This is a genomic window from Paenibacillus lignilyticus, assembly GCF_017942085.1.
GTDB lineage: Bacteria > Bacillota > Bacilli > Paenibacillales > Paenibacillaceae > Paenibacillus_Z > Paenibacillus_Z lignilyticus.
Window position 1 is genome coordinate 1 of sequence record NZ_JAGKSP010000041.1, and the last position, 16,247, is coordinate 16,247.

Annotated in this window: 15 protein-coding genes and 1 pseudogene; all 16 read right to left on the minus strand. The window is 53.8% G+C overall.

The genetic code is table 11. The features are described 5' to 3' along the window. Positions 1–229, minus strand: a 229-nt coding sequence (locus tag I8J30_RS32410; RefSeq protein WP_210664471.1) for a hypothetical protein, incomplete at its 3' end; no start/stop codon positions are given. A 408-nt stretch (positions 230–637) separates the two neighbouring features. Beyond that, positions 638–2,206 (minus strand): NADH-quinone oxidoreductase subunit N, encoded by a 1,569-nt coding sequence (locus I8J30_RS32415; RefSeq protein ID WP_210664472.1) that lies wholly within the window; start codon positions 2,204–2,206, stop codon positions 638–640. A 3-nt stretch (positions 2,207–2,209) separates the two neighbouring features. Continuing rightward, positions 2,210–3,841, minus strand: a complete 1,632-nt coding sequence (locus I8J30_RS32420) for a complex I subunit 4 family protein (RefSeq protein ID WP_210664473.1) — start codon at positions 3,839–3,841, stop codon at positions 2,210–2,212. Continuing rightward, positions 3,841–5,709, minus strand: a complete 1,869-nt coding sequence (nuoL, locus tag I8J30_RS32425) for an NADH-quinone oxidoreductase subunit L (protein WP_210664474.1) — start codon at positions 5,707–5,709, stop codon at positions 3,841–3,843. Before nuoL ends, I8J30_RS32420 begins: the two co-directional genes overlap by 1 nt. A 4-nt stretch (positions 5,710–5,713) precedes the next feature. Continuing rightward, the gene (nuoK, locus tag I8J30_RS32430) at positions 5,714–6,016 is read right to left on the minus strand and encodes an NADH-quinone oxidoreductase subunit NuoK (protein ID WP_090982274.1); all 303 of its coding nucleotides are present in this window, start codon (positions 6,014–6,016) and stop codon (positions 5,714–5,716) included. Between the two features lies 1 nt (position 6,017). Then, on the minus strand, positions 6,018–6,539 hold the full coding sequence (locus I8J30_RS32435) for an NADH-quinone oxidoreductase subunit J (RefSeq protein WP_210664475.1): 522 nt from the start codon (positions 6,537–6,539) through the stop codon (positions 6,018–6,020). 3 nt (positions 6,540–6,542) lie between these two features. Further along, entirely contained in the window at positions 6,543–6,998 is a 456-nt protein-coding gene (nuoI, locus tag I8J30_RS32440; RefSeq protein WP_091224979.1) for an NADH-quinone oxidoreductase subunit NuoI, read from the minus strand. Between the two features lie 87 nt (positions 6,999–7,085). Beyond that, positions 7,086–8,096, minus strand: a complete 1,011-nt coding sequence (gene nuoH, locus I8J30_RS32445) for an NADH-quinone oxidoreductase subunit NuoH (RefSeq protein ID WP_091224978.1) — start codon at positions 8,094–8,096, stop codon at positions 7,086–7,088. After that, a complete protein-coding gene (locus I8J30_RS32450) occupies positions 8,096–9,196 on the minus strand; it encodes an NADH-quinone oxidoreductase subunit D (protein ID WP_091224977.1) in 1,101 nt (366 codons plus the stop codon). The genes nuoH and I8J30_RS32450 overlap by 1 nt, the downstream gene beginning before the upstream one ends. 6 nt (positions 9,197–9,202) lie before the next feature. Further along, entirely contained in the window at positions 9,203–10,213 is a 1,011-nt protein-coding gene (locus tag I8J30_RS33845; protein ID WP_210664476.1) for an NADH-quinone oxidoreductase subunit C, read from the minus strand. Further along, positions 10,210–10,728, minus strand: a complete 519-nt coding sequence (locus tag I8J30_RS32460) for a NuoB/complex I 20 kDa subunit family protein (RefSeq protein ID WP_090982261.1) — start codon at positions 10,726–10,728, stop codon at positions 10,210–10,212. Before I8J30_RS32460 ends, I8J30_RS33845 begins: the two co-directional genes overlap by 4 nt. After that, positions 10,713–11,099 carry an NADH-quinone oxidoreductase subunit A gene (locus I8J30_RS32465; protein ID WP_210664477.1) on the minus strand — a complete coding sequence of 129 codons (387 nt, stop codon included), beginning with the start codon at positions 11,097–11,099 and terminating at the stop codon, positions 10,713–10,715. Before I8J30_RS32465 ends, I8J30_RS32460 begins: the two co-directional genes overlap by 16 nt. A 475-nt stretch (positions 11,100–11,574) precedes the next feature. Continuing rightward, positions 11,575–12,558 (minus strand): FTR1 family iron permease, encoded by a 984-nt coding sequence (locus tag I8J30_RS32470; protein ID WP_210664478.1) that lies wholly within the window; start codon positions 12,556–12,558, stop codon positions 11,575–11,577. 113 nt (positions 12,559–12,671) lie between these two features. Further along, complete coding sequence (locus tag I8J30_RS32475) at positions 12,672–14,159, minus strand: copper amine oxidase N-terminal domain-containing protein (RefSeq protein WP_210664479.1); 1,488 nt, start codon at positions 14,157–14,159, stop codon at positions 12,672–12,674. Between the two features lie 50 nt (positions 14,160–14,209). Further along, positions 14,210–15,400: a hypothetical protein gene (locus I8J30_RS32480; RefSeq protein ID WP_210664480.1), complete on the minus strand. Its 1,191-nt coding sequence runs from the start codon at positions 15,398–15,400 to the stop codon at positions 14,210–14,212. A gap of 336 nt (positions 15,401–15,736) precedes the next feature. Continuing rightward, positions 15,737–16,247 (minus strand): annotated as a pseudogene (locus I8J30_RS32485) (hypothetical protein); the annotation flags it as partial.

Below are 16,247 nucleotides of genomic sequence, written 5' to 3' on the forward strand. Positions count from 1 at the left end.
CCGCAGGCGGCGAGGCCACAGGAGCGGCCCCTGCGGCGGCGGCGGGTGCCGCGCCGGCAGAGGCGCTCCAGAGCAGCAGCGCTGCGAGCGCCCCGTGCAGCAGCGCGCGGCGCGGCGCAAACGCCGCCGCAGCGGCGAGGCGAAGGCGGCCGGAATGGCGCATCGCGGAATAAAACGTATCCTTACAGACTAGTGTCGGCATAACAGCCACTGTCCCTTTCGGCTTCATACAAGTGATAGATTCCCCAATGGATTGGAGTGGAGTGAGTCATTTTTTTGAGTCATCTTAGTCTGGCTTTAACCCACAGCCTGTGATCTGAAACGTTTCGCTTCCGGAGTCCCATTCTCCTTTAAGGAAATTGTAGAAACAACAATTAAAAGGTCGATAGTCCCGCTTTTATTGCCGTTTACTCCGATGTTTATGCGCCGATATGCCTGACTTAATCTAAAGATTCGTTGAATTCCGAGTATAAAGAACTAGGACAAGCACTCCCGCGAAAAAGTACCCCCATGATCCCTTTTTCAGCTTGTCCAATCGATCGGCTCCGCTTCCCCTCGTGAAACATAACAAAAGAGCGGACCCGCAGGCCCGCTCCTCGTCCTTTCGACCCTCATTCAACCCTACTTCGCCGCCCCGCTATCGGACAAACAAATCATTTACAATCGAGAAATGGGCGTTCATCCAGTTCAGCACCGGGCTTGGCACGATACCGAGCGCCACGGTAGCAGCAGTGCACAGCCAGATGACGATGCCGCTGGTGACCGGAACTTGCACTTCATTATCAATAGTAGCCCGCATGAACATCTGCCGGATGATGCCGAAGTAGAAATAGTACGAGATCACGCTGCTCACAACCATTATGGCCGCAATCCAGTAGAGATGAGACTGCGCAGCGCCAAGCAGGATAAACAGCTTCCCGAAGAAACCGCCCGTAATCGGAAGACCGGCTAACGAGAGGACGAAGACGACCATCGCCACTGCGGTCCACGGCGCCCTGTAATAGAGACCTGAGAAGCCGCCTACTTCATCGGTTTCGGCCGACTTGCTAATGACGGTGAATACGGTAAGCGCACCGATCGTCATCAACAGGTAAGCGGCGAGATAGAAGATAAACTCCCCGAAATTCGAAGCATGCATGCCCTTGAGGGATAGTCCAAGCGGAACGAGCAGGTAACCTGCATTCGCTACGCCGGACAACGCAATAAGCCGTTTCACATTAAATTGGCGAAGCGCCATCGTCGAGCCGACCAGCATCGCAGCGGCTGCCATCACGTTGAGCGCCAGGAAAATATCATCGGCAATCGGCTTCTCCGGCGAAGAAGCATAGAAGGCCACGTTGTACACGATGCGGAAAATAACCGCGAATGCCGCGCCTTTGGAGACGACAGCCAGGAAAGCCGTAATCGGCGTAGGCGCGCCTTGGTAGACGTCCGCTGCCCAGTAATGAAACGGAGCTGCGGCGATTTTGATGCCAAGGCCCGCTAAGATGAAGAAGAACCCGACATAGAGCAGCGCCGGGAAGTCGGCCGCATGCTGCTGAACGCCTTGCGCAATAGCGCCAAGATTGGTCGCCCCCGTAATCCCATAGAGGTACGACATCCCGAACAGAATCAGCGCCGAGGAGATACCGCCCGTCACCACGTATTTAAACGCGGCCTCGGACGATTGCACCGACTGCTTGCGAATACCGACGAGCACGTAAGTCGTAATGCTTAAAAGCTCCAGCCCGATGTAGAGCGTAATCAGATCTCCCGAGGAAGCCATAATCATCGCACCGACGACTGCCGGGAGCAGCAAATAATAGAATTCGCCTTTATCCACGATATCCGAGCGTTTCACCGTGCCCAGGCTCATCAGCACGATCAGTGCGGTTGCCGCCAGGAACACGATCTTAAGCATGCTGGAGAAATAATCGATCCGGTAGCTGTCGGCCATGATTCGAATGACGCCGCTCATCGCTTGACCGGCCGCTTCCGCATCCGCCGTCTTAGAAGCCATATCCAGCATCCGCCAAACGACAAAACCAAGCGAGGTCAATATGCCGCCCAGCGTCAACCAGCCAATAACGCTCCTGCTCGAACGACGCGGCAGGAATAGATCCAGTACCGCCAGCACAATCGTAAATGCGATCAATATCCATTCCGGGGCGAGATAGCCTGCATCGCTCCAGGAGAGCGATTGCAGCTGTTGTTGTGCAGCTTCCATCGTCTACCTCCCCGCCTTCTCTGTAAGTTGCTGAAGCAGCATGTCAAAGCCATGCTTCATCGGCTCCGTCAGAACAGCCGGGTACACCCCGATCAGTACGATGAAAGCCAGCAGCGTAATCATCGGCACTGCTTCAATCAGGCGCACATCCCGTGCCGCCGCGAACCGTTCCGGCATCGTGCCGAAAGTAATGCCAAGTATGCTTCGAAGCACATAGATTGCAGTGAGAATGACGCCAAGCACCGCAATGCCCGTAATGACTCGCATGGAATCAAACAGCCCCAAGAACGAGAGGAACTCGCCTACGAATCCGGACAAGCCGGGCAATCCGAGCGAGGCCATACCGGCTGTCAGCAGAATGCCGCTCATAAACGGCATGCTTCTGGCCAAACCGCCGAGGTCCTTGAGCTCCGTCGAACCCGTACGTTCGTAGATGCTGCCCACGACCAAGAACAGGAGCGCGGAGATTAGCCCATGCGAGATCAATTGAATGAGCGCACCGTTCAGCCCGATTTCATTAAAGGAAGCGATCCCGAGCAGCACGATCCCCATATGACTGATCGAGGAGTAGGCAAGCACGAGCTTGAATTCTTTCTGCACGAGCGCCAGAATCGCGCCATACAGAATGTTAACGACGCCGAGTATGGCCAGCGCCACCGCCCAATCCTTCGCTACCCCCGGGAACATGAATACGCCGAATCGGAGTAAACCATACGCCCCCATCTTGAGCAGCACGCCGGAGTGTATCATGACGACGGAAGGCGGCGCTTCGGCATGTACCTGCAGCATCCACGTATGGAACGGGAAAATCGGCAGCTTAATACCGAATGCGATCAATAACAGCAGGAAGATAACCCAGCGCATCCGCTCGGAGAGATAGAGCGGATTATCCTGCCCCTGCATCTGTTCCGACGACATATTCACATAAGAGTCCGGACTCGTCAGATTCGAGCTGATGACTTCGTAGCTGCCGCTGTAGCTCAGGTTCGTCTGCTGTTTCTCCGGCAGCTGTTCCACGCTGAAGCCTGCCGTGGAGACAAGCAGCACGAATGCCAGCAGCATGATCGCAGAGCCGATCCCGTTATAGAGCAGAAACTTATTCGCCGCTTTCTCGCGGTTCATATAACCCCAGATCCCGATTAAGAAGAACATCGGAATGAGCGTCATCTCGAAGAAGACGAAGAACAAGAAAACATCTCGCGCCAGGAATACCCCGATCATGCCGACCTCAAGGAGCAAGAACCAGATGTAGAACGCCTTCCATCGTTTCTTCACGTGGACCGAAGCCAGCGCAGCCATGACACCTACAATGGTAGTCAGTAGCAGCAACGGCAGCGACAAACCGTCGATGCCCATGTGATATTGGAAAGTGAACGAATAGGAGCTCACATCGCCTACCGCTTCTTTGTTCAGCGAAGTATTAATCCAGGTAACCTGCTCTTCATAGCCCTTCCCGCCCTTGGTGCCGTCATAATCGGCATACAGCCATAGCGACAGCAGCAAAGGAAGAATCGTAGCCGTGATCGCAACCACCTTCAGCCAGCGGCTCCGATGCTTGGGCAGAAACAGAAGCACCAAAATGCCTAGCAGCGGAGAAAACGTAATAAGAGAGAGAATCGGAAGATCAGCCAGCATTACCAGAACCTCCTTCCGACGATTGCCACAATGAGAACGACGAGTCCTAGCAGCGTAACCAATCCATAGGTTTGGATTTGTCCGGATTGCAGCCTTGTTCCGCCGCGGCCAAACAGCACTGCCGTTCCGCCTGCCACACGAACAAGTCCATCCACCACGTAGTCATCCACCATATTCAGCAGCTGTCCCAGCCCGCGCAGCGGACGCACCAGCAGCATGTCGTACAGCTCATCCATGTAATATTTGCGCTCGAGCAGCCTTACCAGCCATGGCGCTCTTGAAGATACCGCATCGCGTGCAATGGTCCCTTTTACGAAGACCAGCCAGCCCAGATACAAGCCCAGTAGACCGACAGCTGCGGAAATCACCATGACGAGACCTCCGCCGCCATGCTCTTTCTCCGCACCGTCCGTTAACCAAGTTCCGAGCGTGTCGTTCCAAGGCGTTTGAACAAAACCTGCCACAACCGCCAGCACCGCAAGGATGATTAACGGAATCGTCATCGAGGACGGCGACTCATGCGCATGATCGCCCTTCGGCTTGCCCATAAAGACGAGAAAGAACAGCCTCGACATATAGAAAGCGGTGAAGAACGCCGCTATCACGCCTACTACGAAGAGCAACGGCTTCTCATGAAGCGCCTCGTTGAGAATCATATCTTTGGACCAGAAGCCGGAGAACGGCGGAATACCGGAGAGCGCGAGCGCCCCGATGCCGAACGTCCAGGTGGTGATTCGCATTTTGGAGCTTAAGCCGCCCATCTCGTGAATGTTTTGCGTATGTACGGCATGAATGACGCTGCCCGCTCCGAGGAAGAGCAGCGCTTTGAAGAACGCATGGGTGAAGAGATGAAAGATTCCGCCTGTCATCGAACCAAGGCCGAGCGCCATCATCATGTAGCCCAGCTGGCTGACCGTGGAGTAAGCGAGGATTCGCTTAATGTCGTTCTGCGCTACGCCGATGGTAGCGGCGAATATGGCGGTAAAGCCGCCTACATAAGCGACGATGTCCATGGCCGTTTGCGAAGCTTGGAAAATATCAAAGGTCCGTGCAACGAGATAGATCCCTGCGGCAACCATCGTTGCGGCATGGATCAGCGCACTGATTGGCGTCGGACCCTCCATCGCATCCGGAAGCCAGACATGAAGCGGAAACTGACCGGATTTGCCGACAGCGCCGATGAAGATCAAGATCGCAATCCAGGTGGTTACACCCGCCGCGATTACACCTGTGCCACCGTCAAAGGCATTGCCGATTCGCACAAAATCAAGCGCGTGATCCGGCATGTACCAATAGAGCAGCAGGATGCCGAGCAGCAAGCCCGCATCGCCAATCCGCGTCACGATGAACGCTTTCTTGGCAGCAGCTTTTGCCTCCGGTTTGCTATACCAGAACCCAACTAGCAGGAACGAACATACCCCTACCAGCTCCCAGAAAATATAGAGCGTCAGCATATTATCCGCCAGCACGAGGCCCAGCATCGAGAACGTAAAGAGCGCTACATAGCTGTAGAAGACGGAAATCCGTTCATCGGTCTTCATATAGCCTGCAGAGTACACATTCACCAGAAAACTGACGGATGTCACGACTACGAGCATGATCGCCGTTAAATTCGTGACCTCGAAGCCGGCATTCATGACGAGACTGCCGAGCTCGATCCATTTGAACGCATATTGATAATAAGCAGAACCGTCCGTCATATGCTCGATCAAGACGAGAATCGACAGCACCAGAGCCGCAAAGGAGCTAACAGCACCGAGCGTTACGCCAAGCATTCGTTGGCCGCGCCCGAAGGCAAGCAGCAGCAGGAAAGCCGCGAACGGGAAGAGCGGAATCAGCCAGGCTGATTGTGAGAAACTTGTATCCATGCCGTTACCTCCTCATTTCGTCATACTCATCCGCATTGACAGTCCCGCGCGCGCGGAACAGCGCAATCAGTACGGCGATTCCGACAGCCGCCTCGGCAGCTGCTACGGCAATGCTGAACAGGGTGAACATTTGTCCTGTCAGCGAAGGAACGACGCCATACTTGGAGAATGCGACGAGGTTGAGGTTCACTGCGTTCAGCATGAGCTCAATGGACAGTAGGATGATGACGGCATTTCTTTTGACAAGCGCACCATAAAGTCCGATACAGAACAGAATTGCGGCCATCGTTAGATATGAAGATAACATCCTATTCGGCCTCCTTCTTCGCCAGCACGATTGCCCCGATGAAGGCAACCGTCAGCAGCACCGATACGAGCTCGAACGGAATGACATAGCCGGTAAACAGCAGCTTCCCGATCTCCATCGTGTTGTCCGCCGACGACTGCATCAGCGGCTGCTCCGGCTCCGGAAACTCCGACTGGCGGATGGCATAGAACAGAATGCCGAACAGCGCAAGCGCGCCGATTGCCGTCAGCGTTTCGCGAAGCGGCTTAGCCTGCTCGGCTTCAGCCTCCTGATGCTTGGTCATCATAATGCCGAAGATCATCAGAATGGAGACCGCTCCCGCGTAAATGAGCACCTGCACGAAAGCCAGAAACTCCGCTTCCAGCAGGACGAACATACCGGCAATGCCGATGAATACGGCGGCGAGCGAGACGACCATGTGCACGACTTTGGTGAAGCTGACCATCAATACGGCACCGCTGATAATCAGAACGGAGAAGACGAAGAATGCGACGAATTCACCGGAGAAATTGAAATTGAACATCGTCTATTTCGCTCCTCCCTTGGCCGCTGCGGGAGCACCGATATTGTTATTGTCTTGGCGGACGTTGCGGTTGTTCTCATCCAGCCATTTGAGATCCTTGAACAGCTCATCCCGGCTGTAGGATGCCAATTCGAAATTCCCCGTCATGACAATCGCTTCGGTCGGACATACTTCCGTGCACAGATCGCAGAGAATGCAGATTTCGAAGTTGATGTCGTAGGTGTCGATGACCTTCCCTTTTTTGTCCGGATCCGGGTTCGCCTTCCCCACAAGGGAAATGCACTCCGTCGGACATATACGTACACACTGATTGCACACGATGCATTTGTCCGGTTCAAAATGCTGGATGCCGCGGTAGCGATCCGGCATGACGATCGGCACATCGGGATAGGAAGTGGTAACTTTTTTCTCGGTCATTGATTTGAGCGTAACACCAAGCCCTTTTAAGAGACCTCTCATTCCAGTTCCCTCCTGAACTTTACTGCCATATTTGCTAGAGACACTTCACTCCGCGTCAGGCCATCCGCCTGCTCTAAAGATTGAAGTTTATTTTACGAACAATTCCATATAGACCGCCGTCAGAAACACGTTCAGAATCGCTACCGGCAGCAGCACCTTCCAGCCCAGTCCCATCAGCTGATCCACGCGGATACGCGGCATCGACGCCCGAATCCAGAACAAGAAGAAGACGATCGACGAGAACTTGAGCAGGAACCAGATGATGCCCGGGATCCAGGTAAGGAACGGTGCCGGTGCGTGCCAGCCGCCGAGGAACAAGACGGTCGTGAGCGCCGCAATGGCATACACGTACACATACTCTGTCAGCATGAAGAATGCAAAGCGGAAGCCGCTGTATTCGACGTGATAACCGGCCACAAGCTCCGATTCCGCCTCCGGCAAGTCAAACGGCGTACGGTTGAGCTCCGATACGGCCGCGATGACGAAGATGACGAAGCCGATGATTTGCGGAATGAAGTTCCACTGCCAGAACCAATCCCCCTGCTGCTCCGCGATGGTGCGGAGGTTGAGCGAGCCCGACATCATGATGACGCCGACCACGGAGATGACGAGCGGCACTTCATAACTGATCATCTGTGCAGCGGAACGCATCCCGCCGAGCAGCGCGTATTTGTTGTTGGACGACCACCCGCCCAGCACGATGGCAATGGTCGAGATGCCCGACAGCGCCACATAATAGAGCAAACCCACGTTGATATCGGCAAAATAAAGCTTTTGCGTATACGGGATAACCGCCAGCACGGCAAAAGCAGGCACATACGCAAGCGCGGGCGCGAGAATGAACAGCATCCGATCCGCTTTGCGCGGAATGGTATCTTCTTTAATGAGCAGCTTCGTAATATCGGCTACCGATTGCAGCAAGCCCCAAGGGCCAACGCGGTTCGGACCGATCCGGTATTGCATCCAGCCGATAACCTTACGTTCGAAGAAGATCGCATAGGTTACGAAGCCGAGTACGATAACGAGCAGGATGACGCCCCATAGGAAGAACAGCAGCGCGTTTCCCCACGTCAGCGTTTCTTCGAGCCAAGATCCCATTAGCAGTCAACCTCCCCTACGACGATATCAATGCCGCCCAGAATGGTAATGAGGTTCGTCATGGTTTCCCCGACTAACAGCTTCGGCAAGATTTGCAGGTTCACGAAGGAAGGGCGACGGAATTTAAGCCGGTACGGCTCCGCTTTGCCTTTGGAGACGATATGGCAGCCGATCTCGCCTCGCGGCGATTCGATCGCGACATAGAGCTCGCCGGCCGGCGGCCGTATGACGCGGGGAACCTTGCCCATCACATCGCCGGAGGACGGGAATTGCTCCACGGCTTGTTTTAAGATGCGAAGCGATTGTCGAATTTCTTCCAGACGGATCAGATAGCGATCATAGCAATCGCCATTCTTGCCGACCGGCACATCGAATTCGAAGCGATCGTACAAGCTGTACGGCTTCGCTTTGCGCAAATCCCAGTCCACGCCCGTCGAACGCAGATTCGCACCGGAGAGGCCGTAGTCGATCGCGGTCTGCGCATCGTAACGTCCGATGCCTTTGATCCGCGCCAGGAAGATTTCGTTGCCGCTGATGAGCTTGTTGTACTCATCGAGCTTGCCTTCCATATAAGGGATGAACTCGCGCACTTTGTCGATCCAGCCGGGAGGCGCATCCCATTTGACCCCGCCAACGCGCATGTAATTGTAGGTTAATCGTGCGCCGCACAGCTCATTAAACAAATTGATAATGATTTCGCGGTCGCGGAAAGCAAAGAGGAACGGACTCATGGCGCCGATATCGAGCAGGTACGTGCCCCACCACACCAAGTGGCTGGCTACCCGCTGCAGCTCCATCACGATCAGCCGCATGAATTCGGCACGCTCCGGAATTTCAAGCTCCATCATGGTCTCTACCGCATGGCAGAGCACATAGTTGGTCGTCATCGCCGAGACGTAATCCATCCGGTCGGTATAAGGAATGATTTGAGTATAGTTCAAATCCTCCGCAAGCTTCTCGGTCCCACGGTGCAGGTAGCCCATGACCGGCGTGGCTTCCGTAATGACTTCGCCGTCGAGCTTGACGACAATGCGGAATACGCCGTGCGTGCTGGGATGCTGTGGGCCGACGTTAAGCAGCAGTTCTTCTGTACGAATCACGGCTCATCACACCTCCGGGTCTAGCGGTTCGTAATCTTTGCGCAGCGGATACCCCACCCAATCATCAGGCATCATGATGCGGCGCAGGTCGGGATGTCCCGGAAAATGAATACCGAGCAAATCATACACCTCGCGCTCATTCCAGTTCGCCGTGTTCCAGATCGGAACGACGGACGGAATTTGCGGATTGTCGCGATCCGTCTTCACTTTCACAGTCATCTCCCGCTTCGATTGCAGCGATACCAGATGATATACGGTTTCCAGATGCGTCTCGTAATCGACGCCGGATAAGTTCCGCAAGTAATCAAATTGCTGCGACTCATGAGACTTTAACAGCTCGGCGCTTTCAAGCAGACGCTCGGACCGAATGACCAGCGTCGGCATATGGCCGTTTAGTTCATTTATGTAAGCTTCAACGATGGCATCATCGGCAACGATGGAACGAATGAGGGCCGAGGCTTCATCCAGCTGCGGCTGCTTCGGCGACGGGGGCTTCGGCTCGGCAGGAGCGGCTTCGCTCTCGGCAGCCGCTTTGGCTGCCGCACGAGCGGCGCGCGCTTCCTCGGCAGCCTTGATCTTCGCCGCCTTCTCCGCGTCGACATCGCCGGCCGGAGCACCGCCGCCTGCTTCGCCGCCGGCAGCGGCTTTGGCCGCGGCCCGTGCTGCGCGCGCTTCCGCGGCAGCCTTCAGCTTCGCTTCGCGCTCCGGATCAACGGCAGCTTGCTCGGCCGCCGGCGGACTCGCCGGTGCGGCGGACGCTTGCTCCGCTGCGGGTTCGCTCGCTGCAGGTGCCGCCGGCTCCGCTGCAGGCTCGCTCGCTGCCGGCTGCGCCGCGGGCTCACTTGCCGGCGCTGCCGCGGCAGGCTCGGCAGCTTGTTCGCTAGGCGCTGCCGCCGGCTCAGCCGGCTGCGCCTCCGCAGAGGTCTCGCTCACCGGTTGCTCCGGCTTCGACTCCGCCTGGCTTTCGCTCGCCGGCTGCTCTTTCTGCTCCAGATCCTTCGCTTTATCATCACTCATCGATTCGTCACCCGCTTCCCGGTCTTCGCCTCGTAGCGGATCTTCTCTTGTAGTTTATTAATGCCATAGATAAGTGCTGCGGGATTCGGCGGACAGCCCGGTATGTACACATCAACAGGGACGATCTGATCGACGCCCTTCATGACCGCGTAGGATTTCACATACGGTCCGCCTGCGGTTGCGCATGAACCCATGGCTATTACCCATTTGGGCTCAGGCATTTGATCATAAAGCCTGCGAAGCAGCGGTCCCATCTTCTTCGTGACCGTGCCCGCCACAATCATCACGTCCGACTGGCGCGGCGAGGTGCGGAACATAACGCCGAATCGGTCCAAGTCGTAGTGGGAGGCGCCCGTACCCATCATCTCAATCGCGCAGCACGCCAGTCCAAAAGTCAGCGGCCAAAGCGAGTTGCTGCGGGCCCATGCCTTCAGTTCCTCCAGCGTACCCATAAATACGTTGCGTTCCAGCTCTTTGCGTTCCTCTGGCGTAATCGACTCTAAATTGAATTCCATTTGAGCACCTTCTTCTTCCAGGCGTAGAGTAGTCCAATTAACAATAATCCTGTGAAAATGGCCATTTCGACAAGCACAAATAAGCCGAGTTGCTTATACGCAACGGCCCAAGGGTATAGGAAAACGGTTTCGACATCAAAGATAACGAACATGAGCGCGAACAAATAGTAGCGCACATTAAAACGGACCTGCCCCTCACCGACGGGCTCATTCCCGCTCTCGTAAGTGGTCTTCTTCTCTTCATTCGGTTTGTGCGGACGCAGTATACGGCCGACAGCCAAAGCAACCACCGGAAGCAGGATACCGAGAAGAATGAAGATCGCCACAATCACGTAATTGTTGATGTACTTCTCCACACAATTCGCCTCCATGGGTATGAGTCTATAGGGCGGGATAGGTGCTGACGCCTTGGTCAATTTTCCCTCACAATTATAACAAACCCTGCCACTTGCGTCTATGATGTAGTTGGATGCGCTTCCTTTTTACAAAAATGGCCAGAATCCGCAGGTTTTCCCCATTAGAATGTACTGCCGTTGGAAATTTATGCAAATTAAACTATTGCAAAAGGGTAAGTAATCGCAGAGAGACGTTTTAGGGCTGGGATCTCGATGCTTCAAAATTCTAACGAACCGTAGAGGTCTAATTTAGCCGAATTCCGGTACTTCGAAAATCTAACGAACCGTGGAGGTCTTATATTGAAATAATCGGCTCCCAAATTGCCAAGAACCGTTAAATAGAGCCTCTACGGTTCGTTAGCGTATTCTAGATTCGGCCCCCTTTCCCAATACACGAAAAAAGACTCCCTCTGCGCCAAATATGGCGAAAGGGAGCCCCAAACAAAATTCATTACACAGCAGTTGAGATATCTTTATCGTCCGACTTTTTTGGGCCCTCATGCGGAGTGCCCTCCATAGAAGCGCTCTTATCCGCCGACTCTGCCGACTCTGCAAGCTTCCTCTGCCTCGCTAACAAGACAAATACGAAGCCATAATACATCCAATAGAATACGAATTCCTCCAGCGACGGATCTTGGGTATAACCAAGGAACGCCTTGAAAAAAATGCCGATTTGACCGTTCAGAATCGGATGATTGCCGGTATCGCGAATATAGTTCGTTTCGTCGATCGGATGCTCAGGCATCAACCAGGTCAGATCATACATCGCGCCAACCTCGCCGCCCGGCGTATGATAGACGCTGCCTATCAGCTTCAAATCCTGCATGACGCCAACCGCTTGGACGAACAATCCAGCTGCAATCATGATCAGAAATACGCTCGTAATTCTGAAGAACGTGCTGATCTGAATTTTTTTACTGCTTTTGAACACGACGATCCCAAGCACGCCCGCCGCGACTAATCCGAACAACGCTCCCCAGCTTTGCAGAACCTTGGAAATGTCGCCGGAGGAGATAGCAGCAAAGAAAAATACGGTCTCCACGCCTTCCCGAAGGGTAACAAGGAAGGAATGCACAATCATATTCAGCGCGCCGCCGGCCGTAAGAATAAGCGCTACTTTCTGCTGCAGCTTACTTCGCATCTCCCGATTCTGCTTACTCATAAACAGGATCATATGGGTTAACAATCCCGCAGATACCAGCAAAATCCCAATCCGCAAATATTCCCGGCTGCCCATTGTCGCATAACCGTCCAGCACGATTTGGAAGACCAGGGCCACGCCAAGGCTGGCGATAATCGCCATAACAACCCCGAGCCACACCCACTTGTTCCACTTCGACTGGCCGATTCGATTTAAATACGAAATGATAATGCCGACAATCAAGATGGCTTCGAACGCTTCGCGAAATGTGATGAGAAAGGCTTGCAAATTCATGCGAAGAGTCACTCCTTACCGTTCATAAAATGAGCTAACCCGCCCTGCAAAGAGGACGGGAAGCGGTGGTTGTGGGCAAACGAAAAGCCCCTACTTATTGGATTGCAATAACTCTATTTGATTACGATAACGTGACCTTTTTCGAAATAGATATGGTTCCCGGAAAGCTCAGCAATGGCGCGGAGCGGCAGGTAGGTCACGCTGTCTTTTACAACTACCGGTTGATCCAGCTTGAAGTCTGCAACAGGCTCGCCGTTCTTCAGGACTACATCGCTGCCAATTGTAAGAGCAAGGGTTACGCCATCTTTCGTTACCGAAGCTGTTTTCGTTGTATTGTTGAAATCAACTTGGAAGCCCAGCAATTGCAGGTAACGAGTAGGTACGAGCGTACGACCCGTAGCTTTCTCGATGAAAGAAGGCGTTACTTCTTGTGCCGTGCCCGATACTGCTACTTCTTTGTCGCCGACATTGAAGGAAATGCCGTCAACTGTTGCTGCATAAGCAGCCATTTTGTAGCCGATTGCGCGAACTGCATCTGCATTGCCTGCAGCGGAAGCTGCAAGAATTTCGTCAGTCAGGGATTTAGCTTCTTTGTATGTCGCACCAAGGAACGGCTCCAGAGCTGCGAAGAAACCATAAAGCTCGCCGCCTGTACCAGCTGCGCCAGCTACATCGCCCTTCTCGAGTTTCTCAAGGACTTCGATTGTGTACGCACTTACTTTTGCGATGTTGCAACGGATGATAGCTTTCTTGATCGCATCATAGTTGAATTGTTTCGCATCGCCGGAAGCGAATGCTTTGTATACGAGATCTGCGTCAGGAGCGTCTCCACCCTTCAGGTAGCCATATACGCTCATGTAGTAGAAGTAGCCTTTGATGATTGCCGCAGGTTTCTCAGCTGCAGCGACCTTTTGAACATCATCAGCTGCTGAAAGCGTTGCAAGGGCAAACACTTTGATCAACGTTTTATCGAGCAATTGACGGTGAACGTTAAGCGATGTTACGTCTTTCTTCTCGATATCAGCTTTGAAAGCGGGGAACAACGTTTCCGTTACCAATTTGGAAGTAGAAGTGCCGAATTTGCTGTCTGTTGCTTTCACTGTTGCATCGATGGCAGCGGTGTAAACAGCAACTGTCTTGTCAATGAACTCTTGCGCTTTGACTGTGTCGCCTGCAGTAAGGGCACCTTTCGCACCTGCGTTTGTCAGGTTTTTGATCAGGAAGTAGAAGTACCATTGCAGACCTTTATCAACGGCTTGCTGTGTTTGTTCATATGTAAGCTTGCCTGCCACTGCGTTCTCCAGAACGAAGTTGACATTCTCATTGATGACGGGGTCGCCAGCTTTGATGCTGTCGTCAACGCCTTTAACATTAAGCTTGAAATCCGCTTCGAATTGTTTCTTGATATCGGCTACCGGTTTCTTCTGAGCAAACATGTCGAGCAGGTTCTGGTAAGCTTTCAGTTGGGGTGCTACATCGGTATTTACCGGTGCTTTCTGTGGTGCATCATCAGCAAATGCAGTTGCTGCGAAAGTAAATACGGCAGCTACCAGCATTGAAATCGTAAGAAGGATGGATAAAGATTTCTTCAATCGGTTCATCGTTTTGAACACTCCTTGTTTAATTAGGTATGATTGCTGCTTGCACTTGCTTAGAAAAACCCTTTGCGTCTGGCCAACCAAACCGCACCTGCTCCAATGATGAGGACGCCGCCGATTACACCGACAGTGACGCCCGTATTGGTTTTGTCCGTACGCGCCATTGCGGCATGTTCCTTCGTGCCGTCAATAGTCTCAGGCTCTGCTGCCGCAGCTTCGTCCGCTACTGCCGTATTGTCAGTCGCAGCTGCATCGTCTGCTGCATTGTCAGTTGACTCCGAAGCATCAGTGGCTTGATTATCGGCTGTATCAGCAGGCTCTTCGGCTGCTGCCGTTTGATCATCCGCCGATGCGGCTTGATCGTCAGCAGGCGCTGCATCCGTAGGAGCGGCTTCTTCAGCTGCCGGCTTGTCACCATCGGCCGTTTCCGCTGCATCCGGCGCTGCCGCGTCCGGTTCTGCCGTAACCGGCTTGTCAGCTGGCTGTTCCGTCTGCTTAGCAGGCTCGGTCGGCTTAGTAACCGGTTTATCAGGCTTTTGCGTCGTGCCTTTATCTGTGTTGCCTGAGTTCGTGCTTGGTTCTGCGGTTGTACCTTTATCTGTACTTGTACCGGCACCGGCAGCCGGTTTGGTCGGCTCCTTGTACGCGGTATAAGGAAACAGCGGTTTAAGCGCGCTGTAAATCCGGTTGACAGCATCTTTCAACGCTTTCTCGTCAGCGTCCTTCTGCCCCACGCCGAACAATCCCGGATTGCCGATGGACTCGAGAGCGACATCAAAGTCGGCGCTTAAGCTGCTCATTTTGGCAGATGAGAGTTTGGCTTCCGCGTAAGGAGACAGCGTAACGAAGGTCGCGCGTGCTTTGGCAAGCAGCATCTTCGCGTTCGTGTAATCACTTACATCCTTCAGCGTGTTCTCGAATCGCCGATCAAGGTTCATGATAAGAATCGCCTTGTAATTGGCAATCGTCTCCTTCGCTTTGAGAGACTTGAAGTTAGCATCTAGCGTAGCGGCTACCGAATTGCCGAAATGAGCGGCAATTTCTTCACGTCTTTCTTTATGAGCGGCCAGCGCAGTGTTCCAGTCCGCAGGAGATTTGCTGAGCGAGGCTGCAACGATCTTAAAGGTTTCCGCGACATCCTCTGTATTGGCATCGCCATATGAATAGGCCCACGCCCCCGTTGGTGCAAGTGAGAAAAATAGCGCCATGACCAGCATTATGGTCTTCGTAAACGTCAAACGCATGATTGCATATCACCTTCCGTCAGACATAAATTCATATAAAATTCATATTGCAGATGACCCGTTAACAATGATAATCATTTTCAACTGAGGTGTCAATCACTTTTATTTCCTGAAATTGCCTTGCTAATTTTCCGGTAGATTGGTCCTATTTGGGAGAGAGAAGAATGGGAGCGGAAGCCAGGTGCTTTGGCGGCGAGTCGTGTTTATGAGGTGGTTGAGAGTGGCGGATGCTAAGGCTGAACATGCGATGGTCTAACAGGAGGTTCAAGAAGTACTGTGCACAGTAGAAAAAGTGTATTTTGAACGGAGAAAAAGAAAACCCCGCTGCCCGCGAGGTTAATTCTTCGGTTTCCCTATCCACTTGTATAAACGAATCTCGTTATAGACCGGCTCAAACAGCTCCTCGCTCCGATAGACCGCGACCGGCTGCACGCAATCCCGCAACGAGCCTACCTGCGCTTCAAACCCCTTGAGGACGTGATCCGTCAATAGAATCGTCGCCTCCGGATCCGCCTGCACATCGGCAATAAAATAATCGTAGGTTTCGATTCTACGGTTGGTTACCGGCGAATGCAGGTATTGCAGCACACGCATCTCTTCCCACGTGTAGACGACGAATCGGCTTGCGGGATTGTCGCCGGCCAGCTGCCGCAGTCCCTGCTCCAGCTGATACACAGCGGGCAGCTCCTGCGCCTGCCTGGCGACCAGCGAGCCGCCCACAACCGCCTGCAGCGCAATAATGCAGGCAGCAAGCAGCGCGGCCGCAGCCGCCAGCCCGCGGCGCACGCGCAAGCCGCGCTCCGCCGGCGCCGCGGGCTGCTGCGCAGCAGCGGCTGCACCGGGCACC